14 protein-coding genes, 1 tRNA gene and 1 pseudogene are annotated in these 14,432 nt (G+C 69.4%); 11 read left to right on the top strand and 5 right to left on the bottom strand.

Features of this window, described 5'->3' with window-relative positions; all coding sequences use genetic code 11:
* Window positions 1–749, top strand: a 749-nt coding sequence (locus tag JKV81_RS26020; protein ID WP_202078047.1) for a MarR family transcriptional regulator, incomplete at its 5' end; no start/stop codon positions are given.
* Here the strand turns inward: JKV81_RS26020 and JKV81_RS26015 are convergent.
* Window positions 666–1,157 carry a hypothetical protein gene (locus JKV81_RS26015; RefSeq protein WP_236057748.1) on the bottom strand — a complete coding sequence of 164 codons (492 nt, stop codon included), beginning with the start codon at window positions 1,155–1,157 and terminating at the stop codon, window positions 666–668. The two genes, JKV81_RS26020 and JKV81_RS26015, sit on opposite strands and share 84 nt — an antisense overlap.
* A 78-nt stretch (window positions 1,158–1,235) precedes the next feature.
* Between JKV81_RS26015 and JKV81_RS26010 the strand changes: the two genes are divergently transcribed.
* From JKV81_RS26010 to JKV81_RS25995, 4 genes are all read left to right on the top strand, one after another.
* A complete protein-coding gene (locus tag JKV81_RS26010) occupies window positions 1,236–2,057 on the top strand; it encodes a helix-turn-helix domain-containing protein (protein WP_202078045.1) in 822 nt (273 codons plus the stop codon).
* Entirely contained in the window at window positions 2,012–2,242 is a 231-nt protein-coding gene (locus tag JKV81_RS26005) for a DUF397 domain-containing protein (RefSeq protein ID WP_202078042.1), read from the top strand. The genes JKV81_RS26010 and JKV81_RS26005 overlap by 46 nt, the downstream gene beginning before the upstream one ends.
* A 202-nt stretch (window positions 2,243–2,444) precedes the next feature.
* Complete coding sequence (locus JKV81_RS26000; RefSeq protein ID WP_307820606.1) at window positions 2,445–4,742, top strand: DUF6571 family protein; 2,298 nt, start codon at window positions 2,445–2,447, stop codon at window positions 4,740–4,742.
* 2 nt (window positions 4,743–4,744) lie between these two features.
* Window positions 4,745–5,302, top strand: coding sequence for a hypothetical protein (locus tag JKV81_RS25995; protein WP_129263586.1), 558 nt, complete (start codon window positions 4,745–4,747; stop codon window positions 5,300–5,302).
* 680 nt (window positions 5,303–5,982) lie between these two features.
* Here JKV81_RS25995 and JKV81_RS25990 read toward each other — a convergent pair.
* Window positions 5,983–6,057, bottom strand: a tRNA-Cys gene (locus JKV81_RS25990).
* Window positions 6,058–6,243: 186 nt separating this feature from the next.
* On the opposite strand from JKV81_RS25990, the pseudogene JKV81_RS25985 reads away from it, so the two are divergent.
* From JKV81_RS25985 to JKV81_RS25960, 6 genes and pseudogenes are all read left to right on the top strand, one after another.
* A pseudogene (locus JKV81_RS25985) lies at window positions 6,244–7,706 on the top strand (MFS transporter).
* Window positions 7,707–7,752: 46 nt separating this feature from the next.
* The gene (locus tag JKV81_RS25980; protein WP_129263580.1) at window positions 7,753–7,953 is read left to right on the top strand and encodes a ribbon-helix-helix protein, CopG family; all 201 of its coding nucleotides are present in this window, start codon (window positions 7,753–7,755) and stop codon (window positions 7,951–7,953) included.
* Window positions 7,950–8,339: a type II toxin-antitoxin system death-on-curing family toxin gene (locus tag JKV81_RS25975; protein WP_129263578.1), complete on the top strand. Its 390-nt coding sequence runs from the start codon at window positions 7,950–7,952 to the stop codon at window positions 8,337–8,339. Before JKV81_RS25980 ends, JKV81_RS25975 begins: the two co-directional genes overlap by 4 nt.
* A gap of 124 nt (window positions 8,340–8,463) precedes the next feature.
* The gene (locus tag JKV81_RS25970) at window positions 8,464–10,245 is read left to right on the top strand and encodes a DEAD/DEAH box helicase (RefSeq protein ID WP_129263575.1); all 1,782 of its coding nucleotides are present in this window, start codon (window positions 8,464–8,466) and stop codon (window positions 10,243–10,245) included.
* Between the two features lie 529 nt (window positions 10,246–10,774).
* Window positions 10,775–11,416, top strand: coding sequence for an IclR family transcriptional regulator (locus JKV81_RS25965; RefSeq protein ID WP_099172898.1), 642 nt, complete (start codon window positions 10,775–10,777; stop codon window positions 11,414–11,416).
* Window positions 11,417–11,510: 94 nt separating this feature from the next.
* Complete coding sequence (locus JKV81_RS25960) at window positions 11,511–12,299, top strand: S16 family serine protease (protein WP_124276208.1); 789 nt, start codon at window positions 11,511–11,513, stop codon at window positions 12,297–12,299.
* Here the strand turns inward: JKV81_RS25960 and JKV81_RS25955 are convergent.
* The 3 genes from JKV81_RS25955 to JKV81_RS25945 are packed head-to-tail and all read right to left on the bottom strand — an operon-like array spanning window position 12,229 to window position 14,389.
* On the bottom strand, window positions 12,229–13,566 hold the full coding sequence (locus tag JKV81_RS25955; RefSeq protein WP_202078040.1) for an MFS transporter: 1,338 nt from the start codon (window positions 13,564–13,566) through the stop codon (window positions 12,229–12,231). The genes JKV81_RS25960 and JKV81_RS25955 overlap by 71 nt on opposite strands.
* Window positions 13,567–13,568: 2 nt before the next feature.
* The gene (locus JKV81_RS25950; protein ID WP_129263566.1) at window positions 13,569–13,757 is read right to left on the bottom strand and encodes a hypothetical protein; all 189 of its coding nucleotides are present in this window, start codon (window positions 13,755–13,757) and stop codon (window positions 13,569–13,571) included.
* Between the two features lie 14 nt (window positions 13,758–13,771).
* Complete coding sequence (locus JKV81_RS25945) at window positions 13,772–14,389, bottom strand: ArsR/SmtB family transcription factor (RefSeq protein WP_129263563.1); 618 nt, start codon at window positions 14,387–14,389, stop codon at window positions 13,772–13,774.
* Between the last annotated feature and the right edge of the window lie 43 nt (window positions 14,390–14,432).

Genomic DNA, 14,432 nt, shown 5'->3' with positions numbered 1-14,432 from the left:
CGCTGCGGGCCCTCGCCGTGGCCGGACACCTGCGCCGCGTCCGCTGCCGGGTCGAAGGGGACGGCCAGTGCCGGTGGGTGACGCTCACCTACTGGTCACGCACCGCCCACGACAACGAGTGGTGGGCCGCCAGGCTCGCAGGCGAGTCGACCAACGCCCCGGAGCAGGCACCCGAGCCGGCGGTCGTGCCCCAGCAGCGCACTGGGGAGCGACCCAACCCGAACCTGGCTACGCTGCCCCCGGCGCCGCAGGAGGAGTCAGGCGCAGGCACCCCAGCGGCTGTCGCGACCCCTTCCCCCGCCTACCTCACCCTCGCCGAACTCGGCCGCAGCGAACCCCGCCTGGCGCTCTCCGCCGCCGACTGCGCCGCGCTGGAACCGCTCGCCGCCGCATGGTTCGCGCGAGGTGTCAGCGCCGACTACCTGACCTCGGCGCTCACCGCCGGGCTCCCCGAGCGCATCGGCTCACCCATCGGCCTGGTACGCCGCCGCCTCACCGACAAGATGCCGCCCCACCTGCCCGTGCCGGCCCCGGGCCCGCTTGCCTCTCGTCCTGCACGCGAGCTCCTGGTCGAGTGCACCGACTGCGGCCGCCCCGGCCCGGCCGAGGCGCTCCCGGACGGTCTGTGCCGCCCCTGCGCGACCACGCACCAGCCGGCGGAATCGTCAGGGACCGCAGCCCCGGCCGAGGTCGAACGCGACGTCCCGGCCCTCGTCGCAGGCCTCCGCAACCTGATGCGCACCCCCTGAGCAGTCACCCGGCAGGGCGAGCTGGGCCATCACCAGTCCGTACAGCAGCTCCGCGTCCACGAAATCCCCGTCCTGCGGGGGCCCGCACCGCCAGCTCAGCGGATACGTGTTGCCGTGGGCTGCTGGAATCCCCACGTACTGGTCGCGGGCCGCCGGGCCGAAGCACTTCGCGCCCTGCGGCCAGTCGAAGTCCTGGCTGACGCCGGGTTCCAGCAGGAAGTAAGTCCACCGCGCCCCCGCGGTCTCCCGCACGACGGGCCCCGGATCGCCGTCCGTGAGGGTGGCTAGGTGGTGCAGCACAGCCTCCCCTCGGACGCCGCGCAGCCGGATGGCATCGAAGTGGATGCCGATGAGGCGGAGTTGGAGCCCCGATGCGGGTACCCATTCGGGGAGCTTCTTGCTCGTCATGGCTATGAGCATCGCGGTGACTGCGTAGCGTGACCAGGAGGACGCGATCCACATCCATGCGATGTGGGGAGGGTGGTGATGACTGTGGGGACGAGTGGCGAGACGACGCGTGGGCGGCGGCTGGTGGGGGAGTTGATCCGCATCCACCGGGTGCGGGCGGGCTTCACGCAGAAGGAGGCGGCGGAGCGGTTGCTGATCTCGGAGTCGCTGACGGGGGCCGTCGAACGCGCCGAACGCATCCCGTCACGCGACCTGCTGCTCGACGCGGACCGGGTGTTCGGTGCGGGCGGGGCGCTGAAGGCGTGCTGCGAGTTGGTGGATGAGGAGAAGTACCCGCCGAAGTTCCTCGACTGGGCGAAGCTGGAGCGGAACGCGCGGGTGATCAGCGCGTACGAGACGATGCTGATCCCGGGCCTGCTCCAGACGGAGGCGTACGTGCACGCGCTGTACCGGTCGCGCGTACCGGCGTACACGGAGGACGAGATCGCCCGGCACGTCGGAGCGAGGCTGGAGCGGCAGACGGTGCTGTCGCGCACGCCGCCGCCGCGCATCGGGTACGTCATCGAGGAGTCGGTCCTGGACCGGACGCTCGGCGGGCCCGAGGTGCTGAAGGAGCAACTGCGGCACGTGCTCGACTGCGTGGAGCGCTTCAACCACCTGACGGTGCAGGTGATGCCGTCGGCTCAGCACACGCATGCGGGGTTGAACGGACCGATGCAGTTGATGTCCACGGGGGAGGGCCGCACATTGCTGTTCGCGGAGGGGCAGGGCGGCGATAGATTGATCTCGAAGCCGGAGCAGGTGGGCGACATGTTCGATCTCTTCGGCATCCTGCGGGCGCAGGCGCTCAACCCATGGAAGTCCGTGGAGACCATCGAGACGAAGGTGAGGCAACTGTGAGCGACGGGCCCGGACTTTCCTGGTTCAAGTCCAGCTACAGCAACAACGAGGGCGGGGCCTGCGTCGAGGTCGCCACCTGCCCCCACACCGTCCACGTCCGCGACTCCAAGGTCACCGACGGCCCCACCTTCGCCGTCGCTCCCGCTGCGTGGACGGCATTCGTGGCGGGTGCGGTCAAGGGCTGACCGACCGCCCGCCAGTCCTGGTCGCGCCGGACATCCGCAACGCCGTACCGGCGGCGGTGAGGTCCGGATGCAGGGATGGCCGGGCTTTTCCGACCCTGTACCAGTTGGGTTTCCGCCAACTGGGCAGCCCGGGAGCCAGTGCGACCACAGGGAGTGAGAGGCTGGTGACAGTCGTGGGAGTGGTGGTCGGGGGAGTGCAGAAGTGAAGTCGGGACTGACGTACGCGGACGTTGTCGATGCCCCTGTGGGCAAGTTGAAGGCTGCCGCTGATGACTGGGCGGAGATGGTCACCAAGCTGGAGATACTGGCCGACGACGCCCGTAACGGTATGAAGGCTAAGGCGGACAAGGCCGACTGGGACGGCGTGAACGCGGCTGTCACCAAGCCCTTCATATCCAAGACGGCCAAGGAGCTCGAGGACGCGGCGGCCGAGGCCAAGGGCATCAAGCTGCTGCTCGCGGACGCCCATACGTCCTTCAAGATCGCCCGGGATGAGCTCGTCAGGATCAGGGACGAGGAAGCGGGGAAGGCTGGAATCCTGATCAGCGCCGCGGGGAAGGTGACGCCCCGGCACGACCTGAAGGACGATGTCGGCGCGCGCCACGAGCCCGGCTATCCCGAGGCTCTGCACAAGCAGGAAACCGCCGTGGCTGCTTGGCAGAAGCGGATCGACCGGCTCGTCGAGGACTGCTCCGACGCCGACGAATCGCTGAAGCGGGCCCTTCTGGCCAATGTGCGGGACGCCAAGGACTTCAGTGCGCCCAAGTTCTCCAGCCTTGACGCGGAACAGGTGGACCGCGCCGCCGCCCTGATGAAGACAGTCACGGGCGAGGGCGGCACCGCCCGCAATGTGAAGGCGCTCAAGGCACTCGGAGACCTCATCGACGACAACCGCGACGATCCCGAGTTCGCCACCGCCTTCTACCGCAGACTCGGCGCGGAGGGGACTCTCGAGGCGTACACGAAGCTGTCGCTGGACGCGACGTCGCTGGGCCCCGCCGGCCAGGACCGGGCCGCCGTGGTCCGCAACATGCAGAGCGACATGGGGGCGATGCTGGGTCTCGCCACCCAGACCTCGACCCCGAACCATCTGGATGCCACCTGGACCACACAACTCCTGAAGGCCGGCCGGGAGGAGATGGACGTGTCAGCGGTCACCGGCATCGGTACCAAGGTCTACGGCTACCAGGCGCTCGGCGCGCTCCTCCGGGAGGGGACGTACGACAAGGACTTCCTCACCACGGTGGGCCGCGACATGGTGGCGCTGGACAAGAAGAACCCGGAAATCTGGGCCCAGAACCTGCCGCACGACCTGAAGATGGCCATCAACCTCGACGAGACCGGCGGCAAGGGCTTCAACCCGATGACCGGCCTCATGGAAGCGATGAGCAACAACCCTGCTGCGTCCACGGAGTTCTTCAACGAGGGAATCCGGGAGGACACCAACAAGGACGGCATCGTCACGCTGTCGGACGCCGAGATCAAGGGCAAGGACGCGCAGGGCGTGGTCGACTACATGCTCGACAAGAAGCCGATGGCCGACTGGTACGACGCTGTGGTCGACGGGGAGTCCACCCCCGGTCAGACGGCCATGGGCAACGCCCTGGAAGCGGCGGTCACCGGCCGCGTGCCAGGTGACGACGACGCACCACCGGTCTCTCACAGCAAGGCCATGGCCCAAGTGATGGAGCAGGTCGTGGAGAAGATCGGTACGGAGCCCGAGCTCGTGGCCGCCAAGCCCGGCGACCCACCGGGTCCGCTCAACGGGCTCTCCCAGCAGTTCGGCAACATGGCCGCCGAGTACATGCCGGATTTGCAGGCCACGGCGGAAAACGGTGCCGGCCAGATCAAGCCGTTCGGGAAACTGGCGGAGTTCGACAAGGGTCAGATGGCCGGTTTCCTCGGTGCGGTGGCCCAGGACCCACAGGCATACGGTGCGATCACCAACGCGCAGCAGGCTTACACCACGGCGCTCGTGAGCGATGTGTTTACGCACCCTGAGAAGCACGTGGATATGGGGGAAGCGGTGCGTAACGCGGTTCATCCCGGAGGTGAAATCGCGGGAATCATGACCGAGGCGAGAGCCTATGCGACGCACGAAATGCATGCGCACTTGGATGACGAGTACAACAAATCAACTGAGGACAATGCCAAATGGACCAATCGCATCATCTCGGCCGTCGGGGCCAAATATGTAGAAATGCTTCCCGTTGGGGGTGACGCGGTGGAGTGGATGCAGGAAGACATTACTGAATCTGCTTTGGAGCGCGCAGAAAACGACTCTACGAAAGAGGGTCGCCAGGAGGCATTGGACGGCTATGTGCGTGCGGAAGGTGCCACGAAGGATGCTGCCGTCGCTGCCGTCGCGGCAGCTGGCAGGGCGGCGGGGCTTACCTCTGATGATTACAAGGACTACATGGGCTCGGCCTCGACGGAGGCCGCCGGGGCGCACTCCATCGGGCGCGGCATGATCGATAGCTCTCATCCGAAAGGGAAGTAGGCATGCGGAAATTCGCGAAGGCGGTGGCGGGAACGTTGGTGTCGGCGGCACTGGTTGCGCCTCTCGCCGGCTGCTCCGAGGATGTGGAGACGGTCCCGGAACTTCCCGATCGATTCTGCTGGGATGTCTTCGAATCAAAAGATGTGTCGTCGCTCCTGCCGCCCGGGAAGGATGTTCAGTCCTACATACGTCCGCAGTTCCTTTCGGAGAGCTCCAAGTCCGCCACGTGTACCCTGCAAATCGACGGTCCGGCAAGATTCCAGGCTTCTGTTCGCCGGTTCGACTTCAGGGAGAATATCGACTGGAGTGGTTGGGAGAAGTCGGAACCCGAGCCGATCAAGATTGGAGAGGAGGGTATTCTCTGGTACAACGGGGCCGCCTCTTACATCGATTGCGGGCCCTCGAAAGAGGAGAGCGGTCCGGGCCGGTACGTCGAGATGGACCTCTATGCGTATGACCAGCCGAGCACGGGTGCCGAGGCGGCAGAGAACCGTCGCATTCTTCGCGGCCTGATAGCGCAGTTCGTGACCTTCGCTCAGAAGGAGTTGAGGTGCGGCTGAACAGCGAGCAGTCCGACCTGACAGAGGACTGGACGAACAACTGCAGCGGCTGACATGAAGAAGACCCCCTGGTTCGCGGATTCACGACCAGGATCACCCAGCTGCGCATGGCACTGTCGGCGGGCCAACAGTGGTGAATGGGTGGATGGGTTGAACCGAACGCGAGACGCGAGGGTGCGGCGGTTGCTGACGGCTGTGGGGGTGGCCCTGGTTCTGGGTGCCGGTGGAGTGGCATGCGGCGCCGGGGAGGAGGAGCCCGCCCAATTCGTCGGGGCCGATGAGGTGTGCGGCGGTCTATTCGCCGGTCCGACGGCGGCGATGCCACCATGGGTGTGCAGTCTTCTGCCAGGCGGGGTGGCGCATCGCTCTACTTCGCATGCGTGAGTCCGCAGTTGGACGGTTCGGACAAGACGCCGCTCCGGATCCAGGGCGGTTTCGGGCGCGGGAGAGCGACGCGCCTGACACGCGTGAGTACCGCAACATGACGATCCTCCACGCCATGGCGCTCCAGCCGGTGAAGGAACCCGATTGCCAGAACAATGGCGGTCTGCCGAAGACTCCCGTGCTCACGCCGAAGTAGCGGTCCCGGAGTCCCCCTGCCAAGGGTGACACCACGGCGGCACGCAGGAACGGCCGCCCCCGCGCCATGGGGGCGGCCGTTCCTTTCGGGTTCTCCCGCGTGGAGGCCGTGACCGGATTCGAACCGGTGTAACTCGAGTTGCAGTCGAGCCCCTGAACCTCTCGGGCACACGGCCGTGCGTTTCTTGATCTGCTGTCGACCGTACGGGCCCGCCGGGGCCCGGCCAAGGGATGCGGGCGGGCCGCAACGTGACTGCCATGCCGCGTTCATGAAACAGTCCACGGGCCTACGACGAAGGGACCAGCCGGATACCGCCCACCGACAGGGGTCATCCGGGGGTGTGGCCCTTACTCTGGGGCTCATGACTGCCCTGGAACCCAGTGACGCCGAGGTCACCGCCGCCATAGTCGAGACCTCCGTCGCCGAGCCGGCGGAAGGCGTCCTCGGGCGGACCTACCGGGCACTCAGCATCGGCATCGTCTCCGTCGTCCTGCTCATCGCCTTCGAGGCGACCGCCGTCGGTACGGCGATGCCGGTCGCGGCCCGTGAGCTGCACGGCATCCCGCTCTACGCGTTCGCGTTCTCCGCGTACTTCACCACCAGCCTCTTCGCCATGGTCCTCTCCGGGCAGTGGGCCGACCGGCGCGGGCCCCTCGCCCCGCTCGCCACCGGGATCGGGGCCTTCGGGGCGGGGCTGCTGCTCTCCGGGACCGCTGCGAACATGTGGACGTTCATCCTGGGGCGGGCCGTCCAGGGCGTCGGTGGCGGGCTCGTCATCGTGGCGCTGTACGTCGTCATCGGGCGGGCCTACCCGGAGCGGATCCGGCCGGGCATCATGGCCGGCTTCTCGGCGGCCTGGATCGTCCCGTCCGTCGTCGGCCCGCTGGCCTCGGGGACCGTGACCGAGCACCTCGGGTGGCGCTGGGTCTTCGTCGGCATCCCGGTCCTCATCCTCCTGCCGCTGGGCCTCGCGCTCCCCGCGATCCGGCGGATGGCGGGAGGGGCCGCGGACGCGGAGGCGGCGGCCGAGCCGTTCGACCGGCGCCGCATTCGGCTCGCGCTCGGGATCTCGGCGGGCGCCGGGCTGCTCCAGTACGCCGGACAGGAGCTCCGGTGGCTGTCCCTGGTCCCTGCGCTGGCCGGTGCCGCGCTGCTCGTGCCCGCCGTGCGCGGGCTGCTGCCGCCGGGGACCGTACGGGCGGCGCGGGGGCTGCCCGCGGTGATCCTGCTGCGGGGGATGTCGGCCGGCTCGTTCATCGTCGCGGAGTCCTTCGTCCCGCTGATGCTCGTGACCCAGCGCGGCCTCTCCCCGACCCTGGCCGGCCTCTCCCTGGCCGCCGGTGGCCTGACCTGGGCCCTCGGCTCGTACGTACTGGCCCGGCCCCGGCTGGAGCCGCACCGGGGGGCCCTCATGGTCGCCGGCATGGTGCTCGTGACGCTGTCGATCCTCGCCGCGCCGCCGTGCTGATCGAGTCCGTGCCGGTGTGGACGCTCGCCGTGGTCTGGGGTGTCGGATGCTTCGGCATGGGCATGGTGATCGCGTCGACGAGTGTGCTGCTGCTGAAGCTGTCGGCCCCGCAGGAGGCGGGGGCCAACTCGGCCGCCCTCCAGATCTCGGACGGCCTGTCCAACGCGCTGCTGCTCGCCGCCGGTGGCGCCGCCTTCGCCGCGCTCGGCGGCGGCTCGGTGGGCGCGGCCGCCCATGGGGCCGTGGGAAGCGGTACGGCCACGGCGCACCCCGGGGCCTTCACGGTGGTGTTCCTGCCGATGGCGGCGGTGGCGCTGGTGGGGGTGTGGGTGGCGAGTCGGGTGCAACCTCGGTAGGCGCTCATGGTACTGCTTTGGCCCCACGCGGTGGTACCGTTCTGGTATGGCTATGAACCTGCGTCTCCGTGACGACCAGACCGAGGCTCTCAAGCAGCGGGCCGAGCAGGAAGGCACCAGCATGCACGCGATACTGCTCAAGGCTGTGGACGACTACCTCGCCCGGACGGCGCAGGAGGCCATCGTCCGCAAGACCGCCAAGGAGCAGGCGGCCAAGTGGGGCGAGCTCATGGACAGGCTCAAGTGACCTGCGTCTACCTCTCCTCCGAGGACATCCTCGTCATCGCGGGATTTGCCTGCTCCGACATGCAGGTCGTCGTGCGGGACGCCGGGCTCCTGGAGTCCGCGGCGCACCGCCCTTCCGCTGCCATGTTCGGGGAGGAGGCGTACCCGGACGTGATCGACAAGGCCGCCGCGCTCCTCCAGTCCCTTGCGATCAACCATCCATTTTTCGACGGCAACAAGCGAACGGCGTGGCTGTCCTGCGTGTCGTTCCTGGCGATGAACGGAGTGGATCTGCGCCCGGACATCGATGCGGCGGAACGCCTGGTCATCGCCGTGGCAACCGGCGAGATGGACGAGGTGAAGGTCATCGCACAAGGCCTGCGGGAGCTGGTCGTCGCCGAGGTGTGACAGCTGTCGCATTATGCTCCGGGGCGGCGTCGTCCAGGGAGGGTTCCGCTCCGCCCGCCGGTAGGGTGGCCCGGTTGTCGTATCGGCAGCCGCCCACGTACCCGAGTGCCCTGAACCGGAGACCGTGACTACTACCGCCTCCCACCACCTCTCACCCGCTTTTCCCGGCCGCGCCCCCTGGGGGACGGCCGGGAAGCTGCGCGCCTGGCAGCAGGGTGCCATGGAGAAGTACATCCAGGAGCAGCCGCGCGACTTCCTCGCGGTCGCGACCCCCGGCGCCGGGAAGACCACCTTCGCGCTGACCCTCGCCTCATGGCTGCTGCACCACCATGTGGTGCAGCAGATCACCGTCGTGGCGCCCACCGAGCACCTGAAGAAGCAGTGGGCGGAGGCCGCGGCCCGCATAGGCATCAAGCTCGACCCGGACTACAGCGCCGGCCCCGTGAGCAAGGAGTACCACGGGGTCGCGATCACGTACGCCGGTGTCGGCGTGCGGCCCATGCTGCACCGCAACCGGTGCGAGCAGCGCAAGACGCTCGTGATCCTCGACGAGATCCACCACGCCGGTGACTCGAAGTCGTGGGGCGAGGCCTGCCAGGAGGCGTTCGACCCGGCGACCCGGCGGCTCGCGCTCACCGGTACGCCGTTCCGGTCCGACACCAACCCGATCCCCTTCGTCGCGTACGAGGAGGGCAACGACGGCATCCGGCGCTCCTCGGCCGACTACACCTACGGCTACGGCAACGCGCTGGCCGACGGGGTCGTCCGCCCCGTGATCTTCCTCAGCTACAGCGGCAACATGCGCTGGCGTACGAAGGCCGGGGACGAGATCGCCGCGCGGCTCGGCGAGCCGATGACCAAGGACGCCATCGGGCAGGCGTGGCGCACCGCCCTCGCGCCCACCGGCGAGTGGATCCCCAACGTGCTGTCCGCCGCCGACAAGCGGCTGACGGAGGTGCGTAAGGGCATTCCGGACGCGGGCGGGCTCGTCATCGCGACGGACCAGGAGTCGGCACGCGCGTACGCCAAGATCCTCAAGAAGGTGACGGGCGAGTCCCCGGCCGTGGTCCTCTCCGACGAGAAGGCGGCGTCGAAGAAGATCGACAAGTTCAGCCAGGACGATTCGCGCTGGATGGTCGCGGTCAGGATGGTGTCGGAGGGCGTCGACGTCCCGCGCCTCGCGGTCGGCGTGTACGCCACGACCATCTCGACGCCGCTCTTCTTCGCCCAGGCCGTCGGCCGTTTCGTACGGTCGCGGCGCCGGGGCGAGACCGCTTCCGTCTTCGTGCCGACCATCCCGATGCTCCTCGACTTCGCGAACGAGATGGAGGTCGAGCGCGACCACGTGCTCGACAAGCCGAAGAAGGGCAGCGACGAGGAGAACCCGTTCGCCGAGGAGGACCAGCTCCTCGCGGACGCGGAGAAGCTCGAGGACGAGGAGACCGAGGAGCAGCTGCCCTTCGAGGCCCTCGAGTCCGACGCGGTCTTCGACCGGGTGCTGTACGACGGCGCCGAGTTCGGCATGCAGGCGCACCCGGGGAGCGAGGAGGAGCAGGACTACCTCGGCATCCCCGGCCTCCTCGAACCCGACCAGGTGCAGCTGCTGCTCCAGAAGCGGCAGACCCGGCAGATCGCGCACAGCAGGCAGAAGCCGGCGGAAGAGGCGGACCTGCTGGAGAAGGCGGCCGAGAACCGGCCGGTGGTCACGCACAAGAAGCTGCTGGAGCTGCGCAAGCAGCTCAACACGATGGTCTCGGCGTACACGCACCAGAGCGGCAAGCCGCACGGGGTGATCCACACCGAGCTGCGCAGGGTCTGCGGCGGCCCGCCGAGCGCGGAGGCGACGGCCGGACAGATCCAGGACCGGATCAAGAAGGTCCAGGAGTGGGCCACCCGGATGCGCTGAGCCCGGCTGCCCGGCAGCCCGGCAGCCCAGCAGCCCAGCGACCTTGTGGGCCCCGGTGCGCGAGCGGATCACTTCCTGCTCGCGCACCGGGGCCGCGGTGTCGTCGGGTATCAGGGCGAGGGGCGGGTCCGTCCCTCGGGGGGCGTGCGAGAGGGTCCTGGGCGCCCTCGGCCGGAAAATTTTTGCGGCACTTATTCACAGCAAGTTAACAATCGTTCACGCGTGATGCACGGAGCGTTGCCGCGGCGTCACCCGACTTGAACGCGCGTAGATGTTCGCGTTCCGGACGGTCTTCCGCTGACCGGCGGTTATGCGGTGCCGTTCCGGAGGGAGACCGGATTCTGGACGAGGTCTTCCGCTGAGCGGACCCGCTCGCTAATGTCCCCGAAACATGAGCGCCCCGTGGCAGTGTGGCCGCGGAGCGCAGCCGGTGCCATGGCCAGTCGGCGGCCTCTCGGTGCGTCGCCGTGGGACCGGCGTCGGCATCCCGGAGAGAAACCGCCCCGCTCACCACGAGGGAGAGGGCGTCGTGACCGCGGAGACTTCTCAGACGCTCGACCGGGGACTGCGAGTCCTCAAACTGCTCGCCGACACCGATCACGGCCTGACCGTCACCGAGCTGTCGAACAAACTCGGTGTCAACCGCACCGTGGTCTACCGACTGCTCGCCACCCTGGAACAGCACGCGCTCGTACGGCGTGACCTGGGCGGCCGGGCCCGAGTGGGTCTGGGCGTGCTGCGCCTGGGCCGGCAGGTGCACCCGCTGGTCAGGGAGGCGGCCCTGCCCGCGCTGCGTTCGCTGGCCGAGGACATAGGGGCCACCGCCCACCTCACGCTCGTCGACGGGGCGGACGCGCTGGCGGTCGCCGTCGTCGAGCCGACCTGGACCGACTACCACGTGGCCTACCGGGCCGGCTTCCGTCACGCCCTGGACAGGGGCGCCGCGGGCCGGGCCATCCTCACCGCCCGGCAGAAGACGGTCGACCACCCGGGCTACACCCTCACCCAGGGCGAACTAGAAGCCGGGGCGTGCGGGGCCGCGGCGCCGCTGGTCGGGGTCTCGGGCGTGGAGGGCAGCGTGGGCGTGGTCATGCTCGCCGACGCCGTACCCGAACGGGTCGGGCCGAGGGTCCTCGACGCGGCCCGCGAGGTCGCCGACGCACTGCGCTAGGACGAGCACCCGCCGTAGGCCTCCGGCCCCGGCCGCCCCGGTGAGGACGCCGGGCCGGTCGGGGCCGGAGGCGTACGGCGGATAGATTGGGCGGGTGGCCATTCGTTTCTCCCGCCCCCGCGCCCTCGCCCTCTGTGCGCTGCCCGTCCTCGCCCTGTTCGGTACGGCCGCCTTCGCGCCGCTGCCGTTCACCGTGGCCCAGCCCGGCACCACCGCCGACGTCCTGGGGAAGGACAAGGGGACCCCGGTCATCACGATCAAGGGTGCGCCGACCCACCCCACCGACGGCAAGCTGCTGATGACCACCATCCTGGCCACCGCGCCGACCGCCGACATCGGCGTCGGGGACGTGGTGGACAGCTGGTTCAGGACGGACCGCGCGGTCATGCCGCGTGACTCCGTCTATCCGACCGGCGACTCCGAGAAGGAGATCGAGCAGCACAACCTCCAGGACATGAAGGAGTCGCAGAACGTCGCCGTCGACGCGGCCCTGAACTACCTGGACATGAAGCCCGGTTCGGTGGACGTCACCCTGCACCTCGCCGACGTCGGCGGTCCGAGCGCGGGCCTGTTCTTCTCGCTCGGCATCATCGACAAGCTCTCCGACGACGGCTCCGGCGGCGGGCTGACCGGAGGCCGCACCATCGCCGGTACGGGGACGATCGAGGCCGACGGTACGGTCGGCGCGGTCGGCGGGGTCTCCCTGAAGACACAGGCCGCCCGGCGTGACGGCGCGACCGTCTTCCTGGTGCCGAAGGCCGAGTGCAAGCAGGCGAAGGCCGAGCGGCCCGAGGGCCTGCGGCTGGTCGCCGTCACGACACTGAGGAGCGCGGTGTCCTCGCTGCGGGCCCTGGATCAGGGGGGCTCGGTTCCGGGCTGCTGACCTGCGGCTCCGGGGCCTCCATGGTGCGCCAGGCCGGGAAGACCAGCGGGCTCAGCGTCGCCAGGAAGTACACCCCGCCCATCGCCAGCAGCGCCCCGGTCGCGCCCATCCCCTCGACCAGCAGGCCCGCCGCCAGCCCGCCCACCGGCATGGCGAGCTCACAGCCGGCCGTGAGGGCACCCGAGACCCTGCTGCGCAGCTCCTCGGGGACGCGTTCGTACGTCACCGTCGTCAGGATCGGGTTGAGCATCCCGCCGGCGACCCCGCCCAGCGCCATCGTGACCGCGAGGGGCAGCGTGGTCCCGGTCAGGGCGGCGACCACGAACCTCGGTGCGCCGCACAGCACCACGCACACCGTGAACACCGCCCGCCGCGAGAAGCGGTGCCCCACCGCCCCGTACAGCAGGGCGCCGGTCAGCCCGCCCGCGCCGAACAGTGCGGTGAGCATCCCCAGATCGGTCGCCCCGCCCAGCTCGCCCTCGGCGTGCACGGGCAGCAGGACGGCGTACCAGCCCTGGTCCGTGCCGTTCATGAACATCACCATGAGGACCACGGCGAGCAGCAGCCGGTTGCCCAGCAGAAAGGAGTACCCCTCCCGCAGCTCGGTGCGGTAGGTGCGCAGTGACACCGGGGCCGCGGCCTTGTCCGGCTCCGCCGAGCGGATGCCCCGTACGCCCGCCGCGACCAGCAGCGCGGACAGCCCGAACGTGGCGGCGTCCAGCAGGAGCACGGTCTCGGCGCCCGTGGCGGCGATCAGTACGCCCGCGAGCGCGGCGCCGACCATCCGGGCGCCCCGCGACACCGCGTCGAAGAGGCTGGCGGCCCGGGCCAGCGTGGTGCCCGCCTGTTCGGCGAGGTCGGGGACCAGGACGTAACGCGCGGTGTTGCCGGGCGTGTGGGCCAGCCCGTTCACCGCCATCAGCGCGCACAGCATCCAGAAGTGGAGTGCGCCCGCCTGGTGCAGCAGCGGCACGGCCGCGACCGCGGCGCCGCAGATCGTGTCGGAGGCGACGGAGACCCGGCGCCGGCCGACCCGGTCGATGAGAGGTCCGCCGATGAGGGCGGCGACCACGATCGGCAGGGTCGCGCAGAAGGCGACGACCCCGGCCCGGCCGGCGCTCCCGGTGGTCTCCAGGACGAACCACGGTACGCCGATGAGCGTGAGCGAAGTCCCCGCCGTAGAGATGGAGTTGGCCGCCAGGACCGCGGCGAGCGGTACACGGCGCCGCGGATGCCCCGGATGTCGCGGATGCTTCCCCCCGTCCACCGTCAGGCCGTTCGCGCGGCGCGGGCGGGCTGCGGGTGCGGCCGGCTCTGTGCCAGCCGGAGGCCCAGCTCGACCAGCGTCCAGCCCATCCGGTGGCGCAGTCCGGGGCGTACGGGATTGAACTCGGCCGCCTCATGCCGGAGTTCGGCGGAGCGGTAGGTGTGGAGCAGCAGATGGATGTCGCTGTGCATGGCGGTGAACCCCCTCAGTCGGTGGGACGCGGGAACATGTGCACGTGCGTGCGGATGATGGCCGAGTCCTCGGCGTCGTCGGGAACGCGGCCCCGGTAGCTGTTCACCAGGTCCTGCATCTTCTCCGCGAGCTCCATGGAGAGTTCAGGGGTGAGCCGCAGCTTGAAGTCGCTGAGGTCGAAGGTGCGGCGCCACTCCTCGGGCCATTCGTGCATGGTCCCGAGCCAGGTGTTCAGCTCCTGGGCGTGCGTGCCGGCGATCTCGTGGAGCACGACCCCGACGGCGCCACGCACTTCGGCGTCCGGGTGTTCCAGGAAGGCGCTGGTGTTGAAGGTGGTGCCCATGTGGACGGCCCTCCACCACCGCTCACGCCCCTTGCCGCGCTCCGGGTCGTCCTCCACGAAGCCGTACGTCGCGAGCTGACGCAGGTGGTAGCTGGTCGCCCCGCTGGACTCGCCGAGCCGGTCGGCGAGTCCAGAGGCGGTCGCGGGGCCGAACTCCCGGAGGGCGTTCAGCAGCCGGATGCGCAAGGGGTGCGCGAGCCCGCGCAGAGTGCGGGCGTTGACCTGGTGGATGGTCGGGTCATCGGCGTACGGCGTCGTCGGCCGGCGCTCCGGCTCGTTCGGTGGCATGCCATGACCATAGAGTTGCAAAGACTGCTTTGCAACACGTTTT

Origin of the sequence: Streptomyces silvae (assembly GCF_016745505.1) — a bacterium.
Lineage (GTDB): Bacteria > Actinomycetota > Actinomycetes > Streptomycetales > Streptomycetaceae > Streptomyces > Streptomyces silvae.
The sequence above is the reverse complement of the archived record's forward strand: the minus strand, read 5'-3'. Positions and strand labels throughout refer to the sequence as shown.

Bases quoted from the DNA above. Each gene is read 5' to 3' on its own strand.
- JKV81_RS26015 (WP_236057748.1), bottom strand. From the start codon at position 1,157: ATGACGAGCAAGAAGCTCCCCGAATGGGTACCCGCATCGGGGCTCCAA.
- JKV81_RS26005 (WP_202078042.1), top strand. From the start codon at position 2,012: ATGGAAGTCCGTGGAGACCATCGAGACGAAGGTGAGGCAACTGTGAGC.
- JKV81_RS25945 (WP_129263563.1), bottom strand. From the start codon at position 14,389: ATGCCACCGAACGAGCCGGAGCGCCGGCCGACGACGCCGTACGCCGAT.
- JKV81_RS25980 (WP_129263580.1), top strand. From the start codon at position 7,753: ATGGCTATGAACCTGCGTCTCCGTGACGACCAGACCGAGGCTCTCAAG.
- JKV81_RS25950 (WP_129263566.1), bottom strand. From the start codon at position 13,757: ATGCACAGCGACATCCATCTGCTGCTCCACACCTACCGCTCCGCCGAA.
- JKV81_RS25995 (WP_129263586.1), top strand. From the start codon at position 4,745: ATGCGGAAATTCGCGAAGGCGGTGGCGGGAACGTTGGTGTCGGCGGCA.
- JKV81_RS26010 (WP_202078045.1), top strand. From the start codon at position 1,236: ATGACTGTGGGGACGAGTGGCGAGACGACGCGTGGGCGGCGGCTGGTG.